This window comes from Leifsonia sp. Root227 (genome assembly GCF_001428745.1).
In the GTDB taxonomy this organism is placed as follows: domain Bacteria; phylum Actinomycetota; class Actinomycetes; order Actinomycetales; family Microbacteriaceae; genus Leifsonia.
In genome coordinates, this window is record NZ_LMIO01000004.1 from 708281 (window position 1) to 727272 (window position 18992).

General features: G+C 69.5%; 15 protein-coding genes. 8 read left to right on the plus strand and 7 right to left on the minus strand.

What is annotated here, in order from left to right:
- Window positions 1-64 precede the first annotated feature (64 nt).
- Window positions 65-3538 (plus strand): efflux RND transporter permease subunit, encoded by a 3474-nt coding sequence (locus ASE16_RS18185; protein WP_055898436.1) that lies wholly within the window; start codon window positions 65-67, stop codon window positions 3536-3538.
- Window positions 3539-3605: 67 nt separating this feature from the next.
- Here the strand turns inward: ASE16_RS18185 and ASE16_RS18190 are convergent, their stop codons facing one another.
- Complete coding sequence (locus ASE16_RS18190; RefSeq protein WP_055898439.1) at window positions 3606-4775, minus strand: epoxide hydrolase family protein; 1170 nt, start codon at window positions 4773-4775, stop codon at window positions 3606-3608.
- A 60-nt stretch (window positions 4776-4835) separates the two neighbouring features.
- Here ASE16_RS18190 and ASE16_RS18195 point away from each other — a divergent pair, with 60 nt between their 5' ends.
- Both ASE16_RS18195 and ASE16_RS18200 read left to right on the plus strand, forming a co-directional pair.
- On the plus strand, window positions 4836-5786 hold the full coding sequence (locus tag ASE16_RS18195; RefSeq protein ID WP_055899052.1) for a helix-turn-helix transcriptional regulator: 951 nt from the start codon (window positions 4836-4838) through the stop codon (window positions 5784-5786).
- A 128-nt stretch (window positions 5787-5914) separates the two neighbouring features.
- Window positions 5915-6826, plus strand: a complete 912-nt coding sequence (locus ASE16_RS18200) for an arginase family protein (protein WP_055898443.1) — start codon at window positions 5915-5917, stop codon at window positions 6824-6826.
- Window positions 6827-6901: 75 nt separating this feature from the next.
- On the opposite strand, the gene hutI is transcribed toward ASE16_RS18200, so the two are convergent.
- Genes hutI through hutH form a run of 3 tightly spaced genes read right to left on the minus strand, consistent with a single transcriptional unit; the run spans window position 6902 to window position 11361 of the window.
- Complete coding sequence (hutI, locus tag ASE16_RS18205; RefSeq protein WP_414843039.1) at window positions 6902-8116, minus strand: imidazolonepropionase; 1215 nt, start codon at window positions 8114-8116, stop codon at window positions 6902-6904.
- Between the two features lie 2 nt (window positions 8117-8118).
- Entirely contained in the window at window positions 8119-9774 is a 1656-nt protein-coding gene (gene hutU / locus ASE16_RS18210; RefSeq protein ID WP_055898446.1) for a urocanate hydratase, read from the minus strand.
- Between the two features lie 39 nt (window positions 9775-9813).
- Window positions 9814-11361, minus strand: a complete 1548-nt coding sequence (hutH, locus tag ASE16_RS18215) for a histidine ammonia-lyase (protein WP_055898449.1) — start codon at window positions 11359-11361, stop codon at window positions 9814-9816.
- Window positions 11362-11490: 129 nt separating this feature from the next.
- On the opposite strand from hutH, the gene ASE16_RS18220 reads away from it, so the two are divergent.
- On the plus strand, window positions 11491-12249 hold the full coding sequence (locus tag ASE16_RS18220; RefSeq protein ID WP_055898452.1) for an IclR family transcriptional regulator: 759 nt from the start codon (window positions 11491-11493) through the stop codon (window positions 12247-12249).
- A 117-nt stretch (window positions 12250-12366) separates the two neighbouring features.
- Here the strand turns inward: ASE16_RS18220 and ASE16_RS18225 are convergent, their stop codons facing one another.
- The 3 genes from ASE16_RS18225 to ASE16_RS18235 form a co-directional block, all read right to left on the minus strand.
- Window positions 12367-13575: a S1C family serine protease gene (locus ASE16_RS18225; RefSeq protein WP_082581567.1), complete on the minus strand. Its 1209-nt coding sequence runs from the start codon at window positions 13573-13575 to the stop codon at window positions 12367-12369.
- A 53-nt stretch (window positions 13576-13628) separates the two neighbouring features.
- Window positions 13629-14105 carry a GNAT family N-acetyltransferase gene (locus ASE16_RS18230; RefSeq protein ID WP_055898454.1) on the minus strand — a complete coding sequence of 159 codons (477 nt, stop codon included), beginning with the start codon at window positions 14103-14105 and terminating at the stop codon, window positions 13629-13631.
- A gap of 61 nt (window positions 14106-14166) precedes the next feature.
- Entirely contained in the window at window positions 14167-14439 is a 273-nt protein-coding gene (locus tag ASE16_RS18235) for a DUF2277 domain-containing protein (protein ID WP_055898457.1), read from the minus strand.
- A gap of 222 nt (window positions 14440-14661) precedes the next feature.
- On the opposite strand from ASE16_RS18235, the gene ASE16_RS18240 reads away from it, so the two are divergent.
- From ASE16_RS18240 to ASE16_RS18255, 4 genes are read left to right on the plus strand one after another with little or no spacing between them, the layout of a single operon-like run.
- Entirely contained in the window at window positions 14662-15705 is a 1044-nt protein-coding gene (locus ASE16_RS18240; RefSeq protein ID WP_055898460.1) for a LacI family DNA-binding transcriptional regulator, read from the plus strand.
- Window positions 15702-16658 carry a carbohydrate ABC transporter permease gene (locus ASE16_RS18245; protein ID WP_055898463.1) on the plus strand — a complete coding sequence of 319 codons (957 nt, stop codon included), beginning with the start codon at window positions 15702-15704 and terminating at the stop codon, window positions 16656-16658. The genes ASE16_RS18240 and ASE16_RS18245 overlap by 4 nt, the downstream gene beginning before the upstream one ends.
- Window positions 16655-17584 carry a carbohydrate ABC transporter permease gene (locus ASE16_RS18250; protein WP_082581568.1) on the plus strand — a complete coding sequence of 310 codons (930 nt, stop codon included), beginning with the start codon at window positions 16655-16657 and terminating at the stop codon, window positions 17582-17584. The genes ASE16_RS18245 and ASE16_RS18250 overlap by 4 nt, the downstream gene beginning before the upstream one ends.
- Window positions 17585-17642: 58 nt before the next feature.
- The gene (locus ASE16_RS18255) at window positions 17643-18938 is read left to right on the plus strand and encodes an ABC transporter substrate-binding protein (protein ID WP_055898466.1); all 1296 of its coding nucleotides are present in this window, start codon (window positions 17643-17645) and stop codon (window positions 18936-18938) included.
- Window positions 18939-18992 lie beyond the last annotated feature (54 nt).

Here is an 18992-nt window from a genome sequence, read left to right on the forward strand (position 1 = left end):
CATACTTTGCGGGCGGCGTTGGTGCCGTATGTCTCGCATCCACTTTCTGCCAAGGGAAAAGCCTGTGCACTTTCTCGCCGTCCTGAGTATGAAGAACCGCGCGCTCATCGCGCTCGTCACGATCGTGGCCGCGGTGTTCGGCGGTCTGGCGCTGACGAACCTCAAGCAGGAGCTCGCGCCCACCATCTCGTTCCCGCAGCTCGCGGTCATCACGAGCTACCCTGGCGCATCGCCGGAGGTGGTCAACAACGACGTGAGCACGCCGGTCGAGAACGCCATCCAGGGCGTGCCCGACCTCGAGAGCACGTCGGCGGTGAGCAGCACCAACCAGTCGATCATCACCGCCAAGTTCACGTACGGCACGGATCTCGCCACGGCGGAGCAGAAGATCGACCAGGCGATCAACCGCATCAAGTCCACGCTGCCGAGTTCCGTCGACCCGCAGGTGTTCTCCGGCAGCATCGACGACTTCCCTGTCATCCAGCTCGCTGTCACCGGCAACCAGGACTCCCGCACACTCGCGGACAACATCACCAAGCTGGTCATCCCTGACATCAAGAACGTCACGGGCGTCAACGACGCCCAGCTCGTCGGCGAGGTCGGCCAGCGCGTCACCATCACGCCGGACACGGCCAAGCTCGCGGCGGCGGGTGTGAGCACGCAGTCGATCAAGGACGCGCTGCAGCAGAACGGCGTGCTCGTCCCCGGTGGGTCGATCACCGAGGACGGCAAGACGCTGTCGGTGCAGTCTGGCAAGAAGCTGACGTCGCTCGACGACATCACGGGGCTTCCGCTCATCCGGTCGGCCTCGGCCGCCGGTGCTGGTGCAGGTGCAGGTGCAGGTGCAGGTGCAGGTGCTGGAGCGTCGGGTGGCGCATCCGGGGCCGGCGCTGCCACCGGCGCTGGCGCGGCTGACGCGACCGGCGCTGCGGCAGCCGCCGCCGCAGCTGCGGCCACCCCGCCGACCATCGGCGACGTCGCGACCGTGCAGAAGACCGACGACCCCACCACCTCGATCTCCCGCGTCGACGGCAAGCCGGCACTGACCATCGCGGTCACCAAGCTGCCGTCCGCCAACACCGTCGAGGTCTCGCACGGCGTCAGCGACCTCATCGACGGCATCCAGACCAAGCTCGGCGACGGAGCGAAGGTCACGGTCGTGTTCGACCAGGCTCCGTTCATCACCCAGTCGATCAACTCGCTCACCGAGGAAGGCCTGCTCGGCCTCCTGATGGCGGTCATCGTCATCCTGGTGTTCCTGCTGTCGATCCGGTCGACCCTGGTCACCGCCATCTCCATCCCGACCAGCGTGCTCATCACGTTCATCGTGATGTGGGCGACGGGATACACGCTCAACATCATCACGCTCGGCGCGCTCACCATCGCGATCGGCCGCGTCGTGGACGACTCCATCGTCGTCATCGAGAACATCAAGAGACAACTCGTGGCCGGTGTCGACAGGGCGGCGACCATCGTCAAGGCCGTGCGCGAGGTCGCAGGCGCGATCACCGCATCCACCATCACCACCGTCGCCGTATTCCTCCCGCTCGCGTTCGTCGGCGACGTGACAGGCGAGCTGTTCCGGCCGTTCGCCCTGACCGTGACCATCGCGCTGCTCTCGTCCCTGCTCGTCGCCCTGACGATCGTGCCGGTGCTGGCGTACTGGTTCCTCCGCCCGCCCAAGGCGCGCAAGCACGAGGGAGGGGCAGAGGCCTCCGAGGCTTCGCACCTCTCCATCGAGGAGGCGATGGCTGCCGGCGAAGACGAGCTGGAACACCCATCGCGGCTGCAGCGCGGGTACCTGCCGATCATCCACTGGACGCTGCGGCACTCCGTCGCCACCGTGCTGATCGCGGTCGTCGTGCTGGTCGGCACCCTGGCCCTGACCCCGCTGATGAAGACCAACTTCCTCGGTTCCACCGGCCAGAACACGCTCTCGATCACGCAGACCCTTGCCCCTGGTGCTTCTCTGCAGGCGAAGGACGACGCATCCAAGGTCGTCGAGCAGAAGCTCATCGACACCAAGGGCGTCAAGACCGTCCAGGTCTCCATCGGGTCGAGTGGCGCATCGCTGCAGGCCGCGTTCACCGGAGGCGGCGGCAACACCACGTTCTCGGTCACCACCGATCCGGATGTGGACCAGGACGCCCTCAAGAGCACCATCGAGGACGAGCTCGCCGCCATCAAGGATCAGGGCGAGATCACGGTGTCGGCGCAGAGCGGCTTCGGCGGCTCGAGCGACATCGAGATCGACATCACGGCCACGAGCAACGAAGACCTGCAGAAGGCCACCGACTCGGTCGTGGCCGAGGTCAAGAAGCAGGATGCGGTCAAGCAGGTCACCGACAACCTCAGCGCGTCGCTGCCGTACGTCGCAGTGAACGTCGACCGCGCCAAGGCAGCGGCGGCGGGGCTCAGCGAGGTCGCGGTCGGCGGGATCGTCTCCCAGGCGATGCAGCCGACCCAGGCCGGATCCATCGCGCTCGACAACTCGACGCTCGACATCTACATCCAGAGCGACAACCCGCCGACCACGGTCGCCCAGCTGTCCGCCCTGCAGATCCCCACGGTCACCGGGCCCGTCGCGCTCAGCACGCTCGCGTCGGTCCAGGAGACCAACGGTCCGTCCACGGTCACCACGGAGCGCGGACTGCGCACCTCGACGGTCACCGCTACTCCGGCGTCCGACAACCTCGGCACGGCGAACACCGCGGTGACCACGGCCCTCAAGGATGCGAAACTTCCCTCCGGCGCGACCGCGAAGATCGGCGGCGTCTCGTCCAGCCAGTCCGACGCGTTCTCGCAGCTCGGCATCGCGCTCCTGGCGGCCATCCTGATCGTCTACATCGTGATGGTGGCGACCTTCCGGTCGCTGCGGCAGCCGCTGCTGCTTCTGGTCTCCGTGCCGTTCTCGGCCACGGGCGCCATCGCGCTGCAGATCATCTCCGGCATCCCGCTCGGTGTCGCGTCCCTGATCGGTGTGCTGATGCTGATCGGCATCGTCGTGACGAACGCCATCGTCCTCATCGACCTCGTCAACCAGTACCGGAGACGCGGGATGTCGGTGCCGGAGGCGGTCGCGCACGGTGCGTCCCGCCGTCTGCGCCCGATCCTGATGACGGCGCTCGCGACCATCGCGGCGCTCACGCCGATGGCGATCGGCCTCACCGGTCACGGCGGCTTCATCTCGCAGCCGCTCGCCATCGTGGTCATCGGCGGCCTGGTCTCCTCCACCCTGCTGACCCTGATCGTGCTGCCGACGCTGTACAACCTCGTCGAGGGTGCGCGCGACCGCCGGGCGGCGAAGCGCGCTGCGAAGCGGGCAGCCGCAGGCGGGCCGGACGCTGGCGGCGACGGCGGCGCGGGTGGCAGCGGCCCTGGCGGCGGCGCGGGTGGCAGCGGCGGCGGCTCTGGCGGCAGCGGCCCCGGTGACGGTCGCGGCCCAGCGACCGACGGACCGGCTGCTGCCGCACCCGGCAACGGCGTGGCCGCCGAGCCGCCTGTCTGGACCGCCCCGGCAGGCGGCCAGCAGCGCTAAGACGGCGAGATGCCAGTAACTGTCGCGACACGCCCAGGCGGCGGCGCAGTTACTGGCATCTCGTGCGTCAGCGGGTGCGGAGGGTTGTGGAGAACTGGCGGATGTCGGCGGCCAGGACCTCGGGGCGCTCGAGGGCGGCGTAGTGGCCGCCTCCGTCGAACTCCGACCAGTGGACGATGGTGTCGTTGTCCCGCTCCGCGAACGTGCGGATCGACCTGAAGTCGTCGGAGAAGACCGCGACGCCGATCGGGGAGTGGTTCACCGCGGGCTCCGCGCCGGCGTGGGCCTCCTCGTAGTGGTAGCGGCCCATCGTCGCCGACGTGTTCGTGAACCACTCGAGCGACGCCTCGGTGAGGATCTGCTCCGTGGTCACCAGGCTCGTCCCGTTGCCGAACGACTGGAACAGTTCGTTCCACGCGAGCTGCCCGACCGGCGAATCCGAGATGCCGACCGCGACGGTCTGCGGGCGGCTGGAGTTGATCGCGTTGTAGCCGCCGACCGACTGGAACCACTTCATGTGCTCGAGCGCCGCGTAATCCTTCGGCTCCAGCTTCTCGAACTCGGCCGGGTCGCCGGACGGGAACGAGAACAGCTGCAGAACGTGCGAGCCGAGGTATCCGTCCGGAGCAGCCAGCCCGAGCTCGCGGGCGACCATCGCGCCACCGTCGCTGCCGTGCGAGATGTACTCGTCGTAGCCGAGCCGGTGCATCAGGGTGTCGAATGCGCCGGCGACGCGCGCCATCGTCCAGCCGCGCTCGACCACCGGCGTGCTGAATCCGAAGCCCGGGAGCGACGGGACGACGACGTCGAACGCGTCCTCGGCGCGGCCGCCGTGTGCGACAGGGTCGACGAGCGGTCCGATCAGGTCGAGGAAGTCGACGAAGCTGCCGGGGTAGCTGTGCACCAGGAGCAGCGGCGTCGCGTCGGCCTCCGCCGACCGGACGTGCAGGAAGTGGATGCGCTGCCCGTCGACCTCGGTGAGGAAGCCAGGGAAGGCGTTGATCCGTTCCTCCTGTGCGCGCCAATCGAACGACTTCCACGCCTCGACCACCTCGCGCAGGTAGGAGTTCGGCACGCCGTACAGCCAGTCGTCCTCATCCGGCACCGGGCGGGGGAGCCTGGTGCCGTCGAGGCGCTCGCGAAGATCCGCGAGGTCGGCGTCGGAGACGGAGACGGAGAACGGGGTGATGGCGGACGTGGCCGCGGCGGTGGTGCTGGGGTTCGTCTGGGTTGTCATGGCTTCACTGTAGGAACGTAATAGGAACGTTTGATTCCGCTTTGTGCGATGATCTTCGGCATGGCAGACACCGCATCCCGGATGCTGCGCATCCTGAGCCTGTTGCAGGTGCGTCCGGCGTGGACCGCGACCGAACTCGCCGGCAGGCTCGACGTGAGCGCGCGCACGATCCGCAACGATGTGGGGCGGCTCCGCGAACTCGGCTACCCGGTGGATGCGGTGCGCGGCCCTGCCGGTCACTACCGTCTCGGTTCCGGCGGCACGATGCCTCCGCTGCTCCTCGACGACGAGGAGGCGGTCGCGGTGACCATCGGACTGCGCGCGGCCACCGGCATCAGCGGCATCGAGGAGAGCACGGCCCGTGCGCTCCGCAAGCTGGAGCAGGTGCTGCCGAATCGGCTGCGGATCACCGTCGCGGCCGTGTCGGAGACGGTCTCGAAGGCGCCGGAGAACACCGGAAGCAATGTCGAGGACCCCGAGGTGGCTGCGGAGGTGCTGTCCGCGATCGCCACCGCCATCCACGATCATCACTGGCTGCGTTTCGACGAGCACGGCGAGCAGCGGCTCGTGGAACCGTACCGCCTGGTCAACTGGCAGCGGCGCTGGTATCTGGTGGCTCGGGATGCGCGCTCCGGTGAGTGGGCGGCGCACCGCGTCGACTGGCTGACGCTCCGGATGCCGACGCGACGCCCGTTCGACCCGCGCCCTCTCGACGGCGAGGACTATTCGAGCTTCGTGCTGCGGACCGTCTCGTCGACGGGCTGGGCGATCCACGCGCGCATCCTGGTCTTCGCCTCGGCGGAGGAGGTGGTGTCGCGCATCAACGCGGCCGTCGGCGTGGTGGAGCCGATCGACGACACCACCTGCGTGCTGGTGACCGGCGGCGACAGCGTGGAGATCATTGCGGTGTACATCGGGATGCTGGGGCTGGACTTCCGGGTGACGGAGCCGCGTGCGCTGGTGGAGCGGGTGCGGGAGCTGGGGGCGCGGTACGCGCGTGCGGTGGAGTGAGGTCTGCGGTGTGGGTGACGAGTGTGTGGAGGCGCAATGCGGGGGAGGAGGCGCGACCCGTCCGCGATCCCAGACGGCGAACGCCGTGACGTGTGCCGCGCATCCGGTGCAGTTGCTACCGTCGCGGTATGAGCACTCGTGCGTTGTCCGTCGATCCGCTGTGGCCACGAGCTGGAAGCTGGCCGTCATTCGGTGAGCTTCCCGTCGACGTCGACGTCGACCTGGCGCTGCTGGGCATCCCGACCTGGCGGACGTCGCTGTCGGCGACCGGCGCGGGGCGGACTCCGGAGGCGGTGCGGTCGGCGCTGCGCTACTACTCGGCGTTCGTCCCTGGCGAAGAGGTGGAGCGGCTGGTGTTCGCGGACGCCGGGGACGTGCACGAGCCGGACGGGCCGGAGGGCGAGGGGCGGGCCATCGCAGCCATGGCGGATGCGGTCGCGCGCTCTCGGGTGACCGTGGCGGTCGGCGGCGACAATGCGCTGACCGTTCCCGCAGCGCTTGGCGCGTGGGGCGACGACCTGGGATCGGCCGGGTTGATCACCCTCGACGCCCACCACGATCTGCGCGACGGCGTCTCGAACGGGTCGCCGGTGCGACGCCTGGTGGAGGCGGGGCTCTCCGGACGCCGGGTGGTGCAGATCGGGATCGCCGACTTCGCAAATTCGGCCGCGTACACGGCGCGTGCCGAGGAGTACGGCATCACGGTGGTGCACCGGGACGCGCTGCACCACCGCCCGATCGACGACGTGATGGCCGAGGCGCTCGAACGCGCAGGTGCGGCAGACGGCCCGATCCATGTCGACCTGGATGTGGATGTGTGCGACAGGTCGGTAGCGCCGGGCTGCCCTGCCTCGGTGCCTGGCGGACTGGCCGCGTGGGAGCTCCGCCGCTTCGCGCGGCTGGCCGGCGCCGACGACGCGGTGCGGTCCGTCGACATCGCCGAGGTGGATGCGACGGCCGACGTCGCGGACGGACGCACGGTGCGGCTCGCGGCGCTGCTGGTGCTGGAGGTGGCGGCTGGGCTGGCCGGGCGCGGCTGACGCGGGCCGCTGACCCGGGCCGCTGACGCGGACGCCCCGCCGCGCGGAGCGCTCGCGCGGGTCAGCCGCACCGTCTCACGCCACGCGCGTCCCGCCGCGGTAGACCGCATCCACCAGCGGCACCCCCGGCCGGTACGCGAGGTGCACGTACCCCGGCGCACGCAGCACGACGAAGTCGGCCAGCGCGCCCGGCGCGAGGTGCCCCACGTCCTCCCGCCGCAGCGCGGCCGCCCCGCCGGCGGTCGCCGCCCAGACGGCCTCGGTGGGGGTCATGCCCATGTCGCGCACAGCGACCGCGATGCAGAACGGCATCGACGACGTGAAGGACGAGCCGGGGTTGCAGTCGCTCGCGATGGCGACGGTGACGCCGGCGTCGAGGAGGCGGCGCGCATCCGGGTACCGCTGGCGGGTGGAGAACTCGACGCCGGGGAGGAGCGTGGCGACCGTGTCGGAGGCGGCGAGGCGGGAGATGTCGTCGTCGGTGAGGTAGGTGCAGTGGTCGACGCTCGCGGCGTGCAGCGAGACGGCGAGGGCGATACCGAGGCCGGGCGCGAGCTGGCTGGCGTGCACGCGCACGCCGAGGCCGCGAGCCGCGCCCGCCGACAGGATGCGGTGGGACTGCTCCGGAGTGAAGGCGCCGGTCTCGCAGAACACGTCGATCCAGCGGGCGTGCGGGGCGCACGCGTCGAGCATGGGGCCGACGACGAGGTCGACGTAGGCGTCCGGGTCGTCGGCGTACTCGGCGGGGACGACGTGCGCGCCGAGGAAGGTGGTCTCCGCGGTCACCAGGGAGGCCAGCCGCAGAAGCCTGGCCTCGTCCTCCACGGTGAGGCCGTAGCCGCTCTTGACCTCGAACGTCGTGGTGCCCTGCGCGTGAAGTTCGGCGACGAAACCGTCCAGGCGGCTGGCCAGGAACGCATCCGTCGCCGCACGGGTTGCCGCAACAGTGCTGCGTATGCCGCCCGCGGAATACGGCTGACCGGAGATCCGCGCCTCGAACTCCGCCGCCCGATCGCCGCCGAAGACGAGGTGCGTGTGACTGTCGACGAAGCCGGGGATCACAGCGGCGCCTCCGACGTCCACGACCTCAGCCTGCGCGGCCGTCGCGGCGAACTCGGCCGGCAGCGCAGACGCTTCGCCCGACCACAGCACGCGGCCGTCAGCGACGAGCAGCGACGCCGACGACACCAGCCCGAGCGCGCCGGCACGGGACAGGTCGTTGGTGACCAGCTCGCCGATCCCGGTCACGAGCAGCGGAGCGGCAGCGGCGCCCACCCGATCCCCGTCCACGCTCACCCCTCCCGCATCGGGATGCGCAGGCCGCGTTCCTCCGCGACCTCCACCGCCCGCTCGTACCCCGCATCCACGTGCCGCATCACGCCGGTTCCAGGGTCGTTGATCAGCACGCGCTCGATCTTCTCGGCCGCCAGCGGGGTGCCGTCGGCGACGATCACCTGGCCGGCGTGGATGGAGCGGCCGATTCCCACGCCGCCTCCGTGATGGATGGACACCCAGGTGGCGCCGGAGGCGGTGTTCAGCATCGCGTTCAGGAGCGGCCAGTCGGCGATCGCGTCCGAACCGTCCGCCATCGACTCCGTCTCGCGGTACGGAGAGGCGACAGAACCGGAGTCGAGGTGGTCGCGGCCGATCGCGATCGGCGCGGAGAGCTCGCCGCTGGCGACCATCTCGTTGAACTTCAGGCCGGCGAGGTGGCGCTCCTTGTATCCGAGCCAGCAGATGCGGGCGGGAAGGCCCTCGAAGTGCACCTTCTCGCTCGCCTGCGTGATCCAGCGGCGCAGGTGCTCATCCTCGGGGAACAGCTCCAGGATCGCGCGGTCGGTCGCCGCGATGTCTGCCGGGTCGCCGGAGAGCGCCGCCCAGCGGAACGGGCCCTTGCCCTCGGCGAACAGCGGACGGATGTACGCGGGCACGAAACCGGGGAAGTCGAACGCCCGCTCGTAGCCGCCCAGCTCGGCCTCTGCGCGCAGGGAGTTGCCGTAGTCGAACACCTCGGCGCCCGCATCCTGGAATCCCACCATCGCCTCGACGTGCTTCGCCATCGACGCACGGGATGCGGCGGTGAAGCCTTCCGGGTCCGCAGCGGCAGCGTCGTGCCACTCCTCCACCGTGTAGCCCTCCGGCAGGTAGCTGAGCGGGTCGTGCGCGCTGGTCTGGTCGGTGACGACGTCGATCGGCACCCCACGGCGCAGAAGCTCGGGGAAGACGGTCGCGGCGTTCCCGGCGAGACCGACCGACAACGGGATGCGCGCCTCCTTGGCGGCGAGCACCCTGGCGACGGCGTCGTCCAGGTCGTCGGCGAGCTCGTCGAGGTAGCCGTGGTCGATGCGGCGCTGTAGCCGGGTCGGGTCGACGTCCACGATGAGCACCACACCTTCGTTCATGGTGACCGCGAGCGGTTGCGCGCCTCCCATGCCGCCGGCGCCGCCGGTGAGGGTGATCGTGCCGGCGAGGGTGCCGCCGAACCGCTTGGCGGCGACGGCCGCGAAGGTCTCGAACGTGCCCTGGAGGATGCCCTGGGTGCCGATGTAGATCCACGACCCTGCGGTCATCTGGCCGTACATCGTGAGCCCGAGAGCTTCGAGGCGGCGGAACTCCGGCCAGGTGGCCCAGTCGCCGACGAGGTTCGAGTTGGCGATGAGCACGCGCGGCGCCCACTCGTGCGTGCGGAACACGCCGACCGGTTTGCCGGACTGCACCAGCAGGGTCTCGTCCGATTCGAGGGCGCGCAGGGTGCGGACGATCGCGTCGAACGCCTCCCAGCTCCTTGCAGCGCGGCCGGTTCCGCCGTAGACGACGAGGTCGTCCGGGCGCTCGGCGACGTCGGGATCGAGGTTGTTCATGAGCATCCGGAGCGGCGCCTCGGTCTGCCAGCTCTTCGCGCTGAGGGTGGTGCCGCGCGGGGCGCGGACCTCTCGTGCTCCCTGCATGTGGTGTCTCCTCTTCGGTGAGTGAATCAGTGGCTGACGTCAGCCGAGCGGACCGGTCACGCTCTCGGCGGCGGCCAGCACGCGGCCGGACTGCACGAGCGCGACGACGGCCTCGATCTCGGGCGACAGGTAGCGGTCCGAGCCAGGCCCTGCGACCACCTCGCGCACCTCGGCGATCACGGCGCCGGTCGCCGCCCCCGGCCGCAGCGGCGCGCGCAGGTCGGCACCGCGGGCTGCGGTCATGACCTCGATGGCGAGCACCCGGCCGAGTCCGTCGATGGAGCGACGCAGCTTGCGGGCCGCTGCCCAGCCCATCGAGACGTGGTCCTCCTGCATCGCCGACGACGGGATCGAGTCGACAGAGGCGGGCGAGGCCAGGCGCTTCAGCTCGGAGACGATGCCGGCGGCCGTGTACTGCGCGATCATCAGCCCGGAGTCGACGCCGACCTCGTGGGCGAGGAACGGAGTGAGCCCCTGGTTGCGGGACTGGTCGAGGAAGCGGTCGGTGCGCCGCTCCGACATGCTGGCGACGTCGGCGGCGACGATGGCGAGGAAGTCGAGGACATATGCGACGGGGGCGCCATGGAAGTTGCCGTTCGATTCGACGCGCCCGTCGAGGGTGAGCACCGGGTTGTCGATGGCGGAGGCGAGTTCGCGCTCGGCGACGATGGTCGCGTGCGCGAGGGTGTCGCGGGCGCCGCCGTGGACCTGCGGGGCGCAGCGCAGCGAGTACGCGTCCTGCACACGGGTGCACTCCGGGCCCTTGTGGCTCGCGACGATGGGCGACCCGGCGAGCATCGCTCGCAGGTTCGCGGCGGCGACGGCCTGGCCGTGCTGCGGGCGCAATCGCTGCAGGTCGTCGGCGAACACGGCGTCCGTGCCGAGCAGGGCCTCGACGCTCATGGCCGCAGCGATGTCGGCCGTGCTCAGCAGGGCGGTGAGGTCGTGGATGGCGATGGCGAGCATCCCGAGCATGCCGTCGGTGCCGTTGATGAGCGCGAGGCCCTCCTTCTCGGCGAGGACGACCGGGTTGATCCCGGCCTCTGCCAGGGCAGTGGATGCGTCGACCAGCTCGCCGCCGACCCGCACCTGGCCCTCGCCCATCGCCGCGAGGGCGCAGTGGGCGAGCGGGGCGAGGTCGCCTGAGCAGCCGAGCGAGCCGTACTCCCGCACCACCGGTGTGATGTCCGCGTTGAGCAGAGCCGCGTACGTCTCGACGGTCGCGCGCTGGGCGCCGGTGCGGCCGGTCATCAGGGTGGAGAGGCGGAGCAGCATCAGTGCGCGGACGACCTCGCGCTCGACCTCCTGGCCGGAGCCTGCAGCGTGCGAGCGGACGAGGCTGGCCTGCAACTGCGCACGCCTGTCGCTCGGGATGAACGTGGTGGCGAGGGCGCCGAACCCGGTGGAGATGCCGTAGTGCGGCTCGACGTCGTCGGCGAGGGCTTCGACGATCGCGCGCGACGCCTCCACCTGGTCGAGCGACGCCGTGTCGAGTTCGATGGGGGCATCGTGGCGGGCGACGGCGACGACGTCCGCGACGCTGAGCGCGTGCGCGCCGACCGTGACGGTGTGCGTGGTGTGGAGCATGATCCGATCTCACTCCCTCGCAGGCGTCTCTGTCCCGCCTGTATGCTCATCCCCGTCCGGTATCCCAGACGACGCGTGCGGGCGAAGAACGGGATGCGGCACGGCGGAATGCGATCAGGAGGGACTGCGGTGAGCAAGGTTCCTGCGGCGGAGAACACGCTGCGCATACTGGAGTACCTGAGCGCGCAGCGTGGGCCGGTGCCGGCGGCGAACGTGGCCGCCGCGCTCGGGCTGCCCCGCTCCACCGTGTACCACCTGCTGACGGTACTGTGCGATCACGGCTTCGTGCTGCACTTCCCTGAGGCGAAGCGGTACGGGCTCGGCGTCGCGGCGTACGAGCTCAGCTCGGCTTTCTCGCGCCAGGAGCCGCTGAGCAGGCTGGGACGGCCGATCCTCGCCGCGCTCGTCGACGGTATCGGGGAGTCCGGTCACGTGGCGGTGCTGCACGGGCGGGACGTCGTCTACATCGTCGAAGAGCGCGCACCGCGCCGCCCGCGGCTGGTGACGGACGTCGGCGTCCGCCTGCCCAGCCACCTCACGGCGAGCGGCCGGGCTCTGCTCGCCACGCTGCCGGCCGGGCAGCTCCGCGCGCTCTACCCCGACGCGGCGGCGTTCGAAGACCGCACCGGCTCCGGGCCGCACACCTACGGTGAACTCAAGCGCGTGGTGGCCGAGGTGCGTGAGCGCGGGTACGCGACGGAGGACGGCGAGGTGACGGCGGGCTTCGCGTCGGTGGCGGTTCCTGTGCGTGACCACGCCGGGTGGCCGGCCGCGGGCATCGCCGTCACATTCCCGCGGGAGAATATTGCGCAGGAGCACTGGGATGCGCTGGCCGGGCGGGTGGCGGAGGCGGCGGCGGAACTGTCCAGGCGCATCCGGGGGAGCTGACGGCGTCCGTGCTCCGCCCCTCGGCAGTGCTGCCTGCTGCTGCGCTGCCTGCCGTCGTGCTGCCTGCCGCTGCGCTGCCTGCTGCTGCGCTGCTTGCCGTCGTGCTGCCTGCCGCCGTTACCCCTCGGCGAGCGTCACCGTCGTGGTGTGCCGCTGCCCGCCGCGCTCGTACTCGACCTTCACCTCGTCGCCCGGCTGGCTGGTGACCTGGATCGCGGTGAGCACGTCGATGCTGACCGCCGGCGAGCCGTTGATCGACGTGATGATGTCGCCCGGCCGGATGCCGGCGTTCGCCGCTGGGCCTCCGCGCGTGACCGCCTGGACGAACAGGCCGTCGCTCACGCCGTAGTGCTGGGCGACCGCGTGAGGGATGGGGACCGCATCCACCCCTGCTGTCGGGTAGCTGACAGTGCCGGTGTCGATCAGCTCGTGCGCGATCGGCATGGCCATCGCCTGCGGGACGGCGAACCCGATGCCGACGCTGCCCGTGCTGCGCTGGCCGTTGTCGCCGGGGACGGTCGCGATGGCCGTGTTCACTCCGACCAGCCGGCCGCTGCAGTCGACGAGGGCTCCTCCGGAGTTGCCGGGGTTGATCGACGCGTCCGTCTGGATGGCGCCGACGAGGATCGCGTTGCGGTCGTCGTCGCTCGGCACGGGGACGGTGCGGCCGAGCGCGCTCACGATGCCGGCCGTGACCGTGCTCGACAGGCCGAGCGGCGCGCCGAGGGCGACGACCGGTTCGCCGACGACGAGCGAGTGCGAGTCTCCGACGTCGATCACCGACAGCGACTTCTCGTTGGACACTTTGATGACGGCGAGATCCGTCTTCGGGTCGCGGCCGGTGAGGGTGGCGTCCGCGGTGTGGCCGTCGCTGAACCGCACGGAGAGCGTTCCGCCGGATGCGGCGGGCGAGATGACGTGGTTGTTGGTGAGGATGTAGCCATCGCTGCTGATGACCTGGCCGCTGCCGCTCCCCGTCCCCGTTGGACCGGCGACGTTGATGGTGACGATGCTCGGCAGCACGCGGTCGGCAACGCTGACGGCATTGCAGGCCCCGCTGGACCGTGACGACAGCGCGACGGTGGTGACGGTGCCCGCGATGAAGCCGCCAGCGATCAGGATGAGGGCGGCAGCGGTGGCGAGGCCGGCGATCAGCCAGGCGCGGCCGGTGCTGGCGGGCTGGGTCGCTGGGGTGGTGGCGGTGGCGGGTGTTGCGGGTACCGGTCCGGCGGGTGCCGGTCCGGTGGGTGCCGGTCCGGCAGTCGCCGAATCCTGTGGCTGCGGCGTCTCGCCGGATGGCCCGGCCGCCCTCGTGTCGTCGCTCATCGCTGGCCCCTTCCGCCGATGGCGTCAGGCTAGCGGCTCCCGCGACGCGGACGCTAGAGAGCAGCGACCTCGGCGAGCCGCTTGGCGTAACAGATCGAGTGCGGGTCGCCCACGTACGGGCCGAAGTTCGGGATGCGCGCGTACCCATTGCGCTCGTACAGCGCGATCGCCGCGTGCTGCAACGGGCCCGTCTCGAGCTGAAGGGTGCCGACACCGGCCGCCGCAGCCTGGGCCTCCACCGCCCCGAGCAAGGAGGATGCGAGGCCGCGGCCGCGCGCATCCTCGTGCACGAACATCCGCTTGACCTCAGCGGAGCCGTCGGGCTTCACCACGACGGCCGCCATTCCGAGGGCGCGGCCCGCCTCGTCGCGGCCGACGAACACGGTGACGCCAGGCGCCTCCAGCTCCGACACATCCAGCAGGTAGCAGCTCTCCGCCGGGTACAGCGCGAAGGTGAACTCGTCGCCGAGGCGCAGCAGCTCCTCGACGTCTGGGCTGCGTGGCGGCTCTGCGGCGATGGCGGTGTGCATGGCGACGATCGTAGCGACCCGTCGTTGCAGGGATGTTTCCGGCTGCGGACGCCCGCCTCGGCTAGGCCGCAGCGAACCGACGCGCGGAGCGCTCCTTCGCCTTGGCCGCCTCCTCCTCGCGATTCTTGGGAGGCGCAGTCGTCACCAGATCCTCGAGGAGGTGCTGCGTGAGGTGGGCGATCTCGGCGACCGCCCTGTCGAACGCCTCAGCGTTGGCCTTCGACGGCTTCGTCGTGCCGCTGATCTTGCGCACGTACTGGAGGGCCGCAGCGTGCACTTCGTCGCTCGTCGCGGCCGGCTCGAAATTGTGAAGGGTGTGGATGTTCCGGCACATGCCACAGAGGGTACGCCGCTCGGCCATCCTCCGCAGCAATCGAGACCGGACTTGTGCATGCGACACGCCGCCTCGTCCCGGCGTGTCGCATGCACAAGTCCGGGCTCGATGGTTTTGGGGCCGGGACGGGTGAGTTGCAGCGGGCGGGGGTGGGGGCCTATAGTCTCTGTAAACGTTCTTGTAAACGTTTACTAAACCACCTTCGATGATGCAGGGAGCACCATGGCCGAGAGCAGGAAGTCGACGCTCGTCCTCGTGGCGGAGCGCGCAGGAGTCTCGATCGCCTCGGTCTCCCGTGTGCTGAACGGACTGCCGGCGTCGCCGCAACTGACCGCAAAGGTCCGTGAGGCGGCCGATGCCCTCGGCTACGTTCCCGACGCCACAGCCCGCTCGCTCAAGGTCGGCCGCACCGATCAGATCTCGTTCGCCGTCGCCGACGTCGGAAACCCCGTCTACGTCGCGATGATGCACGAGGTCGCCCGGGTCGTCTCCAAGGCCGGGTATCGACTGGTGCTCTCCTCGACAGGCAACGACCCGCAGGATCAGATCGAGCTCCTCGGCAGCCTGAACCGCGGCTTCGTCGACGGACTCCTGCTCAGCCCGCTGCGCGTGACGGAGCCCCTGGTGGATGCGTTGCGCGCCAGCCGGCTGCCGATCGTCATCATCGGTTCGCTTCCGGCGGGCGTCGACCTCGACAACGTGCGCGCAGATTCCGTCGCCGGTATCGGCCTCGCCGTCGAACACCTCGTCGGTCAGGGACGCAAGCGCATCGCCTTCGTCAACGGTCCCGTCGACACGGTCCCTGGTGCTGCCCGCCTCAGCGGATACCTGAATGCCATCGACCGATTCGGCCTCAGCACGAGCGCCGACGTGCAGATCGCCGCGTCAGACTTCACGTACAAAGCGGGTCGCAAGGCGGCAGCCAAGCTGCTCGGCCGATCGACCCCCGACGCGATCGTGTGCGCCAACGACCTTCTCGCCGTCGCGACCTTGAAGGAGCTCACGAGCCGTGGCGTGCGCGTCCCGGAGGACGTGGCGGTGGTCGGCATGGACGACACCGACGCCGCCGAGCTCGCCAACCCGTCGATCACGAGCGTCGACCTCGGCTCTGGCAAGCGCGCCAAGGCGGCGGCGAAGCTGCTGCTGCGCCGTCTCGCCAACCCGGATGCGGCCGTCAAGCAGGTGGTGATCGAGCCGACACTCTCCGTGCGGGAGTCGTCGGTCGTCAAAGCGGACGCGAAGGAAACGGCGGAGGTGCCGGCGTGACGACCTCCGCACCCGTGATCGTCGCCCCCGGCGACGCAGCCAAGACGCCGAAGCGCCGCCGCCGCAACCGCGGAGGCCCAGCGGGGGGCGGAGGACGCGACGCCTGGCTGCTCGTCCTTCCCGCGCTCATCCCGATCGTGCTGTTCAGCGTCTATCCGCTGGTGCAGGGCATCTTCCTCGGCTTCACGGACGCGCGCGCCGGGCTCAACCTGCCGGTCAACTTCAACGGCATCGACAACTACGTCAAGCTCGGCTCCAACCAGCTCTTCTGGAGCTCGTTCGGCATCGGCCTGGTCTGGGCGTTCAGCGTCACGATCCTGCAGTTCCTGGCCTCCCTCGGGCTCGCCCTCCTGCTCAACCTCAATCTCAGGATGCGCTGGCTGGCACGAACGCTCGCTCTCGTCCCGTGGGCCATGCCGCCGGTGATCATCGCGATCATGTGGAGGCTGATGCTCAATCCGAGCTACGGGCCGATCAACCAGACGTTGAAAGCGGTCGGGCTGCCGAGCGACATCAACTGGCTGGGGGATGCATCCATCGCTCTGCCTGTCGTGATCATCGTCGGCGTCTGGGCTGGGATGCCGCAGACCACCATCACCCTGCTCGCCGGACTGCAGAGCGTGCAGACCGAGCTGCTGGAGGCCGCGGCCATCGACGGCGCAGGCACCTGGAGCAGGTTCTGGCACGTCACGCTTCCTGCGCTGCGGCCGATCATCATCGCGATCACCACGCTCGACCTGATCTGGAACTTCAACTCGTTCGCGCTCGTCTTCGTGCTCACGGCGGGAGGACCGGGAGGCACGACCATGCTCCCGATGCTGTTCGCATATAACGAGGCGTTCCGTTACGGGAACTTCGGGTACGCCGCCGCGATGGGCAACGTGATGGTCGTGGTGATCGCCGTCTTCCTGTTCGTCTACCTGCGCGGCCAGATGAGGAGCCGGAACTCATGAGCACCACCGACACCCGCACCCAGAGCGACGCGGCGACCAGCCAGGGCCCCGCGCGCGACCGCAAGCCGGACGCGTCGCACAGCGGCTCCCTGCGGCGCGGCCGCATGATCGGCCGGCCGCTGCAATACCTGGCGCTGTTCGCCTACATCGTGTTCCTCGGCTTCCCGCTGCTGTTCCTGCTGACGACGGCGTTCAAGACGCCGCGCGAGCTGCAGTCCCCGAACCCGGGGTTCTTCCCCACCTCGTTCAACTGGGACAACTTCGCTCAAGCGATCGAGAAGGCCAACCTGTTCACGTCAGCGGGCAACAGTCTGATCGTCGCGGTGGCCACCACGGTGCTGGTGACCGTCATCTCGCTTCCCGCCGCGTACGCCCTCGCCCGCTTCCGCACCAAGCTGCGCGGGCTGGCGACAGGCTGGATCCTGCTCAGCCAGGTCTTCCCGTTCATCCTGATCATCATTCCGCTGTTCCTGGTGCTCAAGAACATCGGCCTCATCAACAACCTGCTCGGGCTGATCCTCGTCTACACCGTGTGGTCGCTCCCGTTCGCCCTGTGGATGCTGCAGGGCTACGTTGCGGGGATCCCGGTCGAACTCGAGGAGGCCGGCGCCATGGACGGCGCCACCCGGTTCCGCACGCTGCGCTCCATCGTGCTGCCGCTGCTCGCCCCCGGCCTCGTCGCGACCAGCCTGTTCACGTTCATCTCGGCGTGGAACGAGTTCTTCTTCGCGCTCGTCCTCATCCAGGATCCCAACCTGCAGACGCTGCCGCTGTCGCTCGCCCGCTTCGTCGGGGCGGAGGGTCAGGTGCAGCTCGGTCAGCTCGCCGCCGCATCGCTGCTGGCGACCATCCCGAGCCTCGTCTTCTTCATGCTCATCCAGAAACGTCTGACCTCCGGCCTCCTGAGCGGGGCCGTCAAGGGCTAGGCGCCCGCTCCACCCCAACACCCACAGCAAGAGTCGAATCAACAGAAAGAGGTGTGCAATGCGCACAACAACCGCCGCCCGTCTGGGCGTCGCCGTTGCCGGCATCGTGGCCGCGTCGCTCGCACTGTCCGGATGCTCGACGTCGGGCAGTTCCGACGCCTCCAGCGGCGGCAAGGTCACGCTGACCTTCCAGTCGCTGGCCTATCAGGACACCACCGTCGCCGCGACGAAGGACATCGTGGACTCCTGGAACAAGAAGAACCCGGACATCCAGGTGAAACTCCGCCAGGGGAGCTGGGACAACGTGCACGACCAGCTCGTCACGCAGTTCCAGGGTGGAACGGCCCCGGACATCATCCACGACGAGTCCGCCGACATCATGGGCTTCGCCAACCAGGGCTACCTCGCCGACCTGAGCAAATATCTCGACGCGGACGTCAAGAAGCAGGTCTCGAAGGACGTCTGGAGCTCGGTCACCACCGCCGACGGCAAGATCGTGGCCGCGCCGACGCTGCTTCAGTCGTACGTCGTGTTCGCGAACACCGACGCCATCAAGAAGGCAGGAGCAGAGGTCCCGAGCGGCAAGACGCTCACCTGGGACGACTTCCAGGACCTGTCGAAGAAGCTCACCTCCGGAGGGAACTTCGGCACAGGATGGGGTCTGAAGCAGCCGACGGCGACCGTCATGAACCTGGCGCTCGGCTTCGACGGCACCTTCTTCACGAACAAGGACGGCAAGTCGACCATCCATGTCGGCGACGACGAGCTCCAGGTGCCCAAGCGCATCAATGAGATGGCGTACACGGACAAGTCGCTCGACCCGACGTCGCTGACGCAGAGCGGTACGGACGTGCTTCCCGGCTTCTTCGGCGGCAAGTACGCCATGTACGTCGGCGGAAACTACGTGGCGCAGCAGATCACCGAGTCCGCTCCCGCAGGATTCAACTGGGCCGTCCTTCCTCCGCTCGCCGGCGCTGACGGTGCCGCGCAGGCGGCCAACCCGCAGACGATGTCCGTCTCGGCACAGAGCAAGCACGTCGAGCAGGCCGCGAAGTTCATCAACTACTTCATGGATGCGGCCAACCAGGCGAAGCTCGCAGAGGGCGACTGGCTGATCCCCGCTTCCGCCGCCGCTCGCGACCAGGTCGCGAAGGACACGTCGGGCAAGAACGGCTGGGAGGCCATCCTCAAGTCGGGCGAGGCCCTGAAGGCGGCACCGTTCCAGGGGGCGACCAACTACCCGCAGTGGAAGGACCAGTACGCCACCCCGGCGCTGCAGAAGTACTTCGCCAACTCGATCTCGCTCGACGACCTCAAGAAGCAGCTCACGGACGGCTGGTCGGCGGTCGGCTGACCCGCCGACAGACCGGCCGACCGCGGCGACGAAGAACAACCGAAACAAGGAGAA

Excerpts from the sequence above, each read along its gene's own strand:
- ASE16_RS18190 (WP_055898439.1), bottom strand. The coding sequence starts at position 4,775 with ATGACAACCCAGACGAACCCCAGCACCACCGCCGCGGCCACGTCCGCC.
- ASE16_RS18195 (WP_055899052.1), top strand. The coding sequence starts at position 4,836 with ATGGCAGACACCGCATCCCGGATGCTGCGCATCCTGAGCCTGTTGCAG.
- ASE16_RS18200 (WP_055898443.1), top strand. The coding sequence starts at position 5,915 with ATGAGCACTCGTGCGTTGTCCGTCGATCCGCTGTGGCCACGAGCTGGA.
- hutU (WP_055898446.1), bottom strand. The coding sequence starts at position 9,774 with ATGCAGGGAGCACGAGAGGTCCGCGCCCCGCGCGGCACCACCCTCAGC.
- hutH (WP_055898449.1), bottom strand. The coding sequence starts at position 11,361 with ATGCTCCACACCACGCACACCGTCACGGTCGGCGCGCACGCGCTCAGC.
- ASE16_RS18225 (WP_082581567.1), bottom strand. The coding sequence starts at position 13,575 with ATGAGCGACGACACGAGGGCGGCCGGGCCATCCGGCGAGACGCCGCAG.
- ASE16_RS18230 (WP_055898454.1), bottom strand. The coding sequence starts at position 14,105 with ATGCACACCGCCATCGCCGCAGAGCCGCCACGCAGCCCAGACGTCGAG.
- ASE16_RS18235 (WP_055898457.1), bottom strand. The coding sequence starts at position 14,439 with ATGTGCCGGAACATCCACACCCTTCACAATTTCGAGCCGGCCGCGACG.
- ASE16_RS18240 (WP_055898460.1), top strand. The coding sequence starts at position 14,662 with ATGGCCGAGAGCAGGAAGTCGACGCTCGTCCTCGTGGCGGAGCGCGCA.
- ASE16_RS18250 (WP_082581568.1), top strand. The coding sequence starts at position 16,655 with ATGAGCACCACCGACACCCGCACCCAGAGCGACGCGGCGACCAGCCAG.
- ASE16_RS18255 (WP_055898466.1), top strand. The coding sequence starts at position 17,643 with ATGCGCACAACAACCGCCGCCCGTCTGGGCGTCGCCGTTGCCGGCATC.